Origin of the sequence: Mesorhizobium sp. M0991, from assembly GCF_040318915.1 — a bacterium.
Lineage (GTDB): Bacteria > Pseudomonadota > Alphaproteobacteria > Rhizobiales > Rhizobiaceae > Mesorhizobium.
This window is the reverse complement of the sequence record NZ_JAMYNE010000003.1, coordinates 367476-376395: the sequence shown is the minus strand read 5'-3', so window position 1 is coordinate 376395 and position 8920 is coordinate 367476. Positions and strand designations below refer to the sequence as shown.

The following is an 8920-nucleotide window of genomic DNA, read 5'->3' as shown; positions in this document are numbered from 1 at the left end:
GCCGGACTTGGCCGTCGCGCTTGGTCGTCTTGACCACACGCCGTCGCTCCGGCCGTTCGGTGGCCGGCGAGATGCCCCAATAATTGCGATAGATGTCTTCGAACAGATGCTTGATCGGGTGCATGGCTTAATCTCCTCTAGCTTTTTGAATCGATCCAATCAGCGGGCACAAAAAATAGGCCGCCGATCAGCTCCACTTGCGTCCTACGAGGAAACGCAGGTCGCGAATCCACGGACCGGTCCTGTCGCGCCCCTTACCGGCCTCCGCGTTCGAGCGGATGCTCCAGTCGTTCCGGTAAATGTCCTCGAACAGATAATTGACGGGGTGCATGGCACTCTCCTCTTGTATCGATCCAATCAGCGGACGAAAAACGCTCTTGGATCGATTCAAAGAATATGCGTCGCACCATAAATGTCAAGCAAAAATTTGAATCGATCCAACGAAGGTGTTAGTTAATTGGCGATACTGTTGGACAGGAGTCCTGGAGACAAACAAATGGCATCACTCACCGAAGGCGGCAGGAGACCCATCCGGCTGGCGGACATCGCCAAAGCCGCGGGCGTATCGCACGGCACTGCCTCCAATGTCTTCAGCCGTCCCGAAATCGTGCGCGAGGAAGTCCGCGAGCGGGTCAAGGCGGCGGCCGACGCGCTGGGCTACGCCGGCCCGGATCCCAAGGGCCGCCTGCTGCGCGCCGGCAAGGTCAATGCAATCGGCGTCGCCACAACCGAGCCGCTGTCCTATTTCTTCGACGACCCCTTTGCCCGCGTGATGATGGCCGGCATCTCGGAAGCCTGCGACGCCACCGGCGCGGGAATAGCCCTCGTGTCGGCTGGCAACGAGGAAAAACTTGCCTGGAATATCCAGAGCGCCCTCGTGGACGGCTTCATCCTGTTCTGCATCGAGGGCGGTCCGCGCCTCGTTGAGCTGACGCGCGAACGAAAGCTCCCCTTCGTCGCGCTCGAGCTCGGCTCGCAGGACGACACGGTCTCCGCGATCAGTATCGACAATGTTGCCGGCGGCCGACTCGCGGCGCGCCATCTGGCGGAACTTGGACATCGCCGCTTCGCCGTGTTGTCGCTGGCCTTCGCCGACGACAGCACCGGTCTTGTCTCGCCCGAGCAGGTCCGGACGGCAACCTATACCGGAACCCGTGACCGCCTCCTCGGCTATTTCGAAGAGCTTTCCCGGTTTGGTGTCGACACCGCCGAGGTGCCGGTCTACGAGACCGAAAACGACAAGGCGAGCACAAGGGCTGGTCTCGAAACCATCTTCGCCTCGGCGGAACCGCCGACCGCCATCCTGGCGATGTCGGACCGGATCGCAATGGTGGCATTAGAATGGCTCAACGCACGGGGCATCGCGGTTCCCCGCGATGTTTCCGTCGTCGGCTTCGACGGCGTGCCTGAAGCCGCAACTTGCGAGCCTCCGCTCACCACCATCGCCCAGCCGATCGCCGAGATCGGCCGCCGGGCAGCGCGAAGAATCCTCGACTTCGACGGCACGGTGCGGCGAGAAACGCTCGATGTCGAACTTGTCGTCAGGGCATCGTCCGGACCGCCGCCGAGCATAGCTTGAGGCCGGCAGATCGACCGTCCAGGTCTATCGGTTCGCTTGTGCGGCCATCGGCCCGATTTCAAAAGACGAGCGGGCCGCCTCGTTGCGGACCGGCTTGCCCTTGCCGGACCAGCCGATGGCGGACAGCCACTCCAGATAGAAGGCGAGTGCGAACTGCATGGCGATGCCGGCGGCGAGCAGCAGACTGTCATAGGCAATGCCGCCCGGGTTGATCAGCTTCATCACCTGCGCCGCCATGGCAATCACCGTGCCGGCGATGAAAACCGGCAGCGAGCGTTTGCCCAATATGGCGAGCGGATTGTCGCGGCCGGTGCGGAACAGGTTCGAGACGAAAGGCAAGGCGACGACCAGATAGCTCATCGCCAGGATGTGCAGCAGCCGCGGCAACGACAGGAACGTCTTGTCGAAACCGGTCAGCACCACCGGCAGGTCGAGCCATGACACATGCCCCCACAGCGGGCTGTGCACCCAGACGAGCGCCGTCAGCACGTAGGCGGCCGCCACGCCGACCAGCCAGCGATTGACCGGGATGGTGCCGCCGCGCCGCACATGCAACACGCTGGCCATGCCGATATTGAACAGCAATTGCCATGACAGCGGATTGAGGAACCAAAACCCGGGCTCCGGGTAGTTCGGCGGCGCGATCTGGTAGATTCCGGCAACCAGCCAAAGGGCTGCGGACACGGCAAGCGCGGCCAGTGGCCTGTAGCTGATGAACAGCAGGAAGGCCGGCGCCATCAACAGCAGCGCCGCATAGACCGGCAGTATGTTGTTGTAACCGAGCTGATGGCCGAGCGTGACGATACCGACCAGGACTTGTGGTGGGTTCCTGACGAGCGGCTCGATGTTGATCAGCGTCAGAAGGTCCGGCCGTTTCGCAAACACCGCCGCCGCGCAGAAGATAGCCATGACCACCATCGTCGTGACGATGTGGGTGACATAGAGCACACCGGCGCGGCGCCACATTTTCAGCGTTGCAATCAGCCGGTTTCCCGGCTGGAATTTAGTGCCGTAGGCGAGAGCGACGGACATGCCGGAGATCAGCACGAAGGCCTCGGCCGCATCCGAAAACCCGAAATTCTTGTAGGTCAGGGTTTCGAAAACAGTGCCCGGCACGTGGTCGACGAATATGGTCAGGAGAGCGAGTGCCCGGAACACATCAATACGCGTATCGCGTTCCGGCGAAACTGGCATGGTCATCGATAAAAGGCCTTAAAGCTGGTTGTTCATGCGCGGCAATGCGACCACCCGGGCGCACACTGCTTCGATCCCTCCCGCGGGGATTATATCGGCGAAGAAACGGACTGAAATGCGCCCGGTTCAATCAACTTTGGCGGAGCTTGAAAATATTTCGTTTTGAAGCCGGCAAATTAACGAAAGTAACGCAAAATCAAAAGGATGCGACTATGGCCGAGGAGAGCCTCGAAGACGGTATTTTGCAGGAAAATTCAGGCTTTTTCTACCGGCTCCTTCGACCCGCCAATTTACCCGGTGACTGGCTGTTCCTGTTGCATGGATCGGGTGTAGACGAGACGACCTTGCTGCCGCTTGGTCGGCAAATCGCGCCGCACGCGGCGCTGGTTGCGGTCCGTGGCCGCATTCCTCAGGAGCACGGGTTCCGTTGGTTCACGCGAATCACCCCGACGCGTTTCGAACAGGCCAGCATCCGTGCTGAGGCGGACGCATTCGCGGGCTTCGTCGACGGCATCGCGAAGCGCCGCCGCTTCGATCTCAGCCGCGCGACCTTTCTCGGTTATTCGAACGGCGCCAACCTGGTCTCAAGCGTCATGCTGCTGCGTCCGGGCCTGATCGAGCGCGCCGCATTGCTGCGTCCGATGCCGGTGCTCGACTCGGTGCCGCCGGCCGACCTGTCGAAGGCGCGAGCGTTGATCATCGCCGGCGCTGCCGACCTGACCTACGCGCCATTCGCGCCGGCGCTGGCCGCTCTACTGAGCTCGCATGGCGCCAAGGTCGAGACCCACACCATTGCCTCCGGCCATGAAATCGGCGATCCGGACGCCGAGATCGTCAGGCAATGGCTGACGGATCCTGCAGTCGCCGTTGCATCGTCAAATCGATGAGCCTCGAAGCTACCCTCGCCCCATGCGGTTCCAGGCGTCCAGCCCGGCGATCTTGTAGGCTTCGGCCAGCGTCGGATAGTTGAAGGTGTTGTTGACGAAGAAGTCGACAGTGCCGCCGAGATTAATCACCGCCTGGCCGATGTGGATGAGCTCGGTCGCGCCCTCGCCGACAATATGGGCGCCGAGCAGACGGCGTGTTTCGATCGAGAACAGAAGCTTCAGGAACCCGGTGTTGACGCCCATTATGTGGCCGCGCGACGTCTCGCGGAACCGCGCCACGCCGACCTCGTAGGCAGCACCACTCTCGCGCACCTGCTCCTCCGACTGGCCGACGGTGGAGATTTCCGGCACGGCGTAGATGCCGTAGGGAAAGGTTTCGGGCGGCGGCGGCAAGGGCACGCCGAACGCATGGCAGGCGGCCACCCTGCCCTGCTCCATCGAGGTCGAGGCCAGGCTCGGAAAGCCGATGACGTCGCCGGCGGCATAGATATTGGGCGCGCTGGTCTGGAAGGTGTGCGGATCGACCTTGATGCGGCCCCTGGGATCGGCCTCGATGCCGACCGCTTCCAACCCCAGGCTGCCGACATTGCCGGTACGCCCTGCAGCGTAGAGCACGATCTCGGAACGGATGGTGCGGCCGTCGGCCAGCGTCACCTCGGCGCAATCGGGTTTCGAGGCGATCTCCTTGACGGCACTGCCTAATCTGATCGTCATGCCGCGATCGCGCATCTGATGGATGAAGTCGTCGACGATCTCGCGGTCGACGAAATCCAACATTGTGTTGCGCGGCTCGACCAGCGTCACTGGAACGTCGAGCGCCGAAAAGATCGTCGCATATTCGACGCCGATAACGCCCGCGCCGATCACCGTCAGCGTGCGCGGCAGGCGGTCGAGTTCCAGCATCTCGTCGCTGTCGAAGATCCGTGTCTTGTCGAACGGCACGTCGCGCGGCCGGTGCGGCCGGGTGCCGACCGCGATCAGCGCATGGGCGAAGCCAACCTCGCTGTAGTCGCCGGTGTCGGTGGTCAGGCTGACCTTGTTGGGGCCGAGGAATTTTACCGCGGCGCGCGCACTCTTGACCGTGTTGCGCATGAACTGGTGCTGCAGCACCTCGACCTCGTGGTCGAGCGTCTTGTGCAGGCGCTCGACCAGATCGCCGACCGAAATGTCCTGCTTGACGCGGTAGCCGCGTCCATAAAAGCCGCGCTCACGCCAGCCGGAGAGGTTGAGCACCGTCTCGCGCAACGTCTTCGACGGTATGGTGCCGGTATGCACCGAAACGCCGCCGAGACGCCGGCCTCTGTCGACCACCAGCACCGACTTGCCGAGCTTGGCCGACTGCACCGCGGCGCGGCGCCCGGATGGGCCGCTGCCGATGACCAGCATGTCGTAGTCCATGTCGCCCCGTCCCCTCGGCTCGGCGCCTTTTGTTGCGCCGCAGCAAGCTAACGCTATCCGCGCCATGAATTCAACAAGTCAGACGGCTCAGACGACATCAGGCAGTCCGTCACCATCTACACGGCGGCGAAAGGCTCGATCTTGATTCCGCCGCGAACCTTCACCATTTCACCAAGGAGCGGCCCCGTGCATTAACCCGGGTTCGATTACGAGGAAATGACATGAACGCTCGCGTTCTCGACGGCGAAATCATCACCAGCAGGCTCGAAGATGTCCGCGCTTATGAGGGCGTGCGCACGCGGCGCATTCTCGCCTTCGTCATCGATTATTTCATCGTCGCGCTGCTCACCATTCCATTCGCGATCCTGGTGTTCTTGTTCGGGCTGTTGACGCTCGGCCTCGGCTGGATGCTGTTTTCCATTCTCGTGCCGGCCGTCGCCATCCTCTACATCTGGAACACGCTCGGCAGTAAAGACCAGGCCACCACCGGCATGAAGGTAATGGGCATCCGGCTCGACCGGCTCGACGGCAGCCGCATCGACGGGCTGACCGCCGTCGTGCATTCGGTGCTGTTTTGGGCCGGCAATGTCATCCTCTCACCGCTGGTCCTGCTGGTGAGCCTGTTTTCCGACCGCAAGCGCACGCTGCACGACCTGTTGCTCGGCACCGTCGTCAGCCGCAGCGGCCGCTGAGCAGACTTTTGAAGCGCGGCCGCAGCCTTTGCGCACAAAAGTGAAGACCTCCAGTCAACCAGGCTTTCACAATCCTGTTGAATTTTTCGGCGTCCGCGCCAAAGGTAGAACGATTCGCAGGAGTGTTTCCAAGGCTCGATGACGCAGCACCCGACCCAGTCGCCACAGTTCTTTCTGACCGCGCCCTCGCCGTGTCCCTATCTCGAGGGCCAGTTCGAGCGCAAGGTGTTCACACACCTGGTCGGCGACAAGGCCCCGGAGATGAACGATCTGTTGACACAGGGCGGTTTCAGGCGGTCGCAGAACATCGCCTACAGGCCGGCTTGCGAGACCTGCCGCGCCTGTGTGTCGGTGCGCATCCTCGCGCAGGAATTCACCGCCAGCCGCAACATGAAACGGGTCATACAGCATAATTCGGATCTGGTCGGCGCCATGCACGACGCCGAACCCTCCACCGAACAGTATTCGCTGTTCCGCAGCTATCTCGACGCCCGCCATCGCCGTGGCGGCATGTCCGATATGACCGTGCTCGACTACGCCATGATGGTCGAGGATACCCATGTCGACACCAAGGTCATCGAATACCGTCGCCGCGGACCCGACAGCTTCATCACCGGCAAGGGCCAGGGCGAACTGATCGCCGTGGCCCTCACCGACAAGATGGCCGATGGCCTGTCGATGGTCTATTCCTACTTCAACCCGGATTTCGAGGACCGCTCGCTCGGCACCTTCATGATCCTCGACCACATCGCCCGCGCCAGGGCGATGGGCCTGCCCCATGTCTACCTGGGTTACTGGGTCAACGGCTCGCGCAAGATGAATTATAAGATGCGCTTCCAGCCGCAGGAGCATCTCGGCCCGAAAGGCTGGGAACGCCACAATCACGAAGCGGTTTCGCGCTGATCTCCGCTTTCGGTATTCACTCTTAAATTGTTTCGAGGAGGATGCCGCTGGGCTTCCGGCCGATCGGCTGGAAGACCGGGCGAGTCAATTTTGCGCCTCCAAGCCTATCGCGAGAATTGCCGCATGCCTTCCCACAACGACCACCAGAGAGGCCTTCTGATCACCGCCATCGGCGGGCTGACGCTGACCTTCGACATTCCGCTGATCCGGCTCGCCGATGGCGAGGCGTGGACGATCCTGCTGTTGCGCACCGGCACAACCTTCGTCACCACGCTCATCATCTGGGCCGTCTGGCGTTCGCTGAGCGCAAAGGCACCGCAGCTTGTGCCGGGCTGGTCGGGGCTCATCGTTGCCGCCCTCTACGGGCTCGGCTCGATCGCCTTCATCACCGGCGTCTACAACACCTCGACAGCCAACCTCGTTTTCATCCTGGCGTTCACAACCATGTTCGCGGCCCTTTTGTCATGGCTGTTCCTGAAGGAGAGGCCACGACCGCTGACGCTTGCCGCGCTGGCATTGATGATCGTCGGCGTCACGATCATTGTCGGCGATTCCGTTGGAACCGGACATCTCTTCGGCGACTTGATGGCGCTATGCTCGGCTTTCATGATCGCCGCGGCCATCACCATCTCGCGCGCCAGCGGCAAGGATATGGGTTTCACGGCGCTGATCGGAGTGGTCCTGCCGCTGGCCGTTGCCGCCCTGATGGTTTCCAAGGTAGGTTTTCACGTCAACGCACCCTGGTGGATCATCTTCAACGGTGCCGTCATCATGCCGATCTCGTTCTTTTGCCTCGCCAACGGCCCGAAATACATCTCCGGGCCGGAAGTGGCGATGTTCTACCTGCTCGAAACCGTGCTGGCGCCGGTCTGGGTGTGGATGATCTTCGCCGAGACCCCGTCGCACAACAGCCTGATCGGCGGCGCGATCCTCATCGTCACCTTGATCGGCCATTCGCTCTGGCAGTTGCACGAGGGGCGCAAGCGCCGCGCCATGTTCGCCGTCAGTCACCCGGCCTGATTCTTTTTCGCGGCGGCGCGTTCGGCGACAATTTCGATCTGCGGCGGTGCGTCATCCTGCTCCGCCGGTTCGGCGGCAGCGAGTTCATCGGTCAGTTCCACCTCGCGCAGCCATTCGCGCCAGATTGCGACCAGCAGCGCCATCAGCACCGGGCCGATGAACAGGCCGAGAAAGCCCATCGTCTTGACGCCGCCGATCAGGCCGAAAAAGGTTGGCAGGAAGGGCAGCTTTATCGGCCCGCCGACCAGCTTCGGGCGCAATGTCTTGTCGACGATGAAGAGTTCGACCGCGCCCCAGATGAACAGCGCCAGCCCGGCCATCGGCGAGCCGCTGGCCGCGAGATAGATCGAGACAAGCGTGAAGGACAGCGGCGCGCCGCCGGGGATCAGCGCCATGATGCCGGTCAGCGCGCCGAGCGTCACCGGCGACGGTACGCCGGCCAGCCAGTAAGCGATACCCAACACCAGCCCTTCGCCGATGGCGATAACGGTCATGCCGGTCACCGTCGAGGAAATAGTCGCCGGCACCACGCGTGAGATCCGTTCCCATCTGGCCGGCAGGATGCGTTCGCCGAGGCGATCGATCTGTCCGGCGAAATGCTCGCCGTCGCGATAGGCGAAGAACAGCGCGATCATCATGAACAGCAGCGTCAGCAAAAGGCCGAAGGCGCTGCCGCCGGCGGCAAGCACGCCGCGATAGATGCTGCCGATATTGGCGCCACTGATCAGCTGGATCAGTTCGCCGATACCGCCGGGGTGGCCAACGTTGACCGTCCATTGTTCATTGAGCCATTCGCCCACCACGGGCATGGTGGCGATCCAGTGCGGCGTCGGCGCACCATAGCGGTTGGTCTCGATGGCCCAGCTGACCCATTCGCGCACCTCATTGATGGCGTAGGTGCCGGCAAGCGCGATCGGCACCACCAGGAAGGTCAGGATGAACAAGATCGCAAGCGTCGCGGCGATCGTGCGGTTGCCGCCGACGCCAGCGAGCAACCGCCGATAGAGCGGCCAACTGGCGAAAGCGATAACCAGGGCGGCAAGGACCGGGAACAGGAAGCCGTGGAAGAAATAAACGCCGGCGGCGACGATCAGCACCAGGAGCCAGCGCGCCGCCGACAGCGGCGGAATGACAGCGGCCCTGAGCGGCGTCGACAGGCCAAACAGGCGCTGCTGCCGCTCCGGCTTCTGTATCCTGACTTCCTTCAAGCGCCCAACTCTCCCTGGCCCATCGCATCGCTTATGCAC

The 8920-nt window shown here is 62.5% G+C and carries 9 protein-coding genes; 5 read left to right on the top strand and 4 right to left on the bottom strand.

What is annotated here, in order from left to right; genetic code table 11:
- Nucleotides 1-187: 187 nt before the first annotated feature.
- Nucleotides 188-331: a hypothetical protein gene (locus NKH70_RS07590; protein WP_352910895.1), complete on the bottom strand. Its 144-nt coding sequence runs from the start codon at nucleotides 329-331 to the stop codon at nucleotides 188-190.
- 165 nt (nucleotides 332-496) lie between these two features.
- Between NKH70_RS07590 and NKH70_RS07585 the strand changes: the two genes are divergently transcribed.
- The gene (locus NKH70_RS07585; RefSeq protein ID WP_352714867.1) at nucleotides 497-1579 is read left to right on the top strand and encodes a LacI family DNA-binding transcriptional regulator; all 1083 of its coding nucleotides are present in this window, start codon (nucleotides 497-499) and stop codon (nucleotides 1577-1579) included.
- Between the two features lie 24 nt (nucleotides 1580-1603).
- On the opposite strand, the gene NKH70_RS07580 is transcribed toward NKH70_RS07585, so the two are convergent.
- A complete protein-coding gene (locus NKH70_RS07580) occupies nucleotides 1604-2779 on the bottom strand; it encodes an OpgC family protein (RefSeq protein ID WP_292656152.1) in 1176 nt (391 codons plus the stop codon).
- Here NKH70_RS07580 and NKH70_RS07575 point away from each other — a divergent pair.
- Complete coding sequence (locus NKH70_RS07575; RefSeq protein ID WP_352714869.1) at nucleotides 2725-3660, top strand: alpha/beta hydrolase; 936 nt, start codon at nucleotides 2725-2727, stop codon at nucleotides 3658-3660. The genes NKH70_RS07580 and NKH70_RS07575 overlap by 55 nt on opposite strands.
- Nucleotides 3661-3669: 9 nt before the next feature.
- On the opposite strand, the gene sthA is transcribed toward NKH70_RS07575, so the two are convergent.
- Complete coding sequence (gene sthA / locus NKH70_RS07570) at nucleotides 3670-5058, bottom strand: Si-specific NAD(P)(+) transhydrogenase (RefSeq protein WP_352465511.1); 1389 nt, start codon at nucleotides 5056-5058, stop codon at nucleotides 3670-3672.
- A 221-nt stretch (nucleotides 5059-5279) separates the two neighbouring features.
- On the opposite strand from sthA, the gene NKH70_RS07565 reads away from it, so the two are divergent.
- The 3 genes from NKH70_RS07565 to NKH70_RS07555 all read left to right on the top strand — a co-directional run bounded on the left by NKH70_RS07565 (nucleotide 5280) and on the right by NKH70_RS07555 (nucleotide 7673).
- The gene (locus tag NKH70_RS07565; RefSeq protein ID WP_352714871.1) at nucleotides 5280-5750 is read left to right on the top strand and encodes an RDD family protein; all 471 of its coding nucleotides are present in this window, start codon (nucleotides 5280-5282) and stop codon (nucleotides 5748-5750) included.
- Between the two features lie 138 nt (nucleotides 5751-5888).
- A complete protein-coding gene (locus NKH70_RS07560; protein WP_352714873.1) occupies nucleotides 5889-6653 on the top strand; it encodes an arginyltransferase in 765 nt (254 codons plus the stop codon).
- A gap of 123 nt (nucleotides 6654-6776) precedes the next feature.
- A complete protein-coding gene (locus NKH70_RS07555; RefSeq protein ID WP_353025034.1) occupies nucleotides 6777-7673 on the top strand; it encodes a DMT family transporter in 897 nt (298 codons plus the stop codon).
- On the opposite strand, the gene NKH70_RS07550 is transcribed toward NKH70_RS07555, so the two are convergent.
- Nucleotides 7661-8881 carry an AI-2E family transporter gene (locus NKH70_RS07550; protein WP_352714876.1) on the bottom strand — a complete coding sequence of 407 codons (1221 nt, stop codon included), beginning with the start codon at nucleotides 8879-8881 and terminating at the stop codon, nucleotides 7661-7663. The two genes, NKH70_RS07555 and NKH70_RS07550, sit on opposite strands and share 13 nt — an antisense overlap.
- Between the last annotated feature and the right edge of the window lie 39 nt (nucleotides 8882-8920).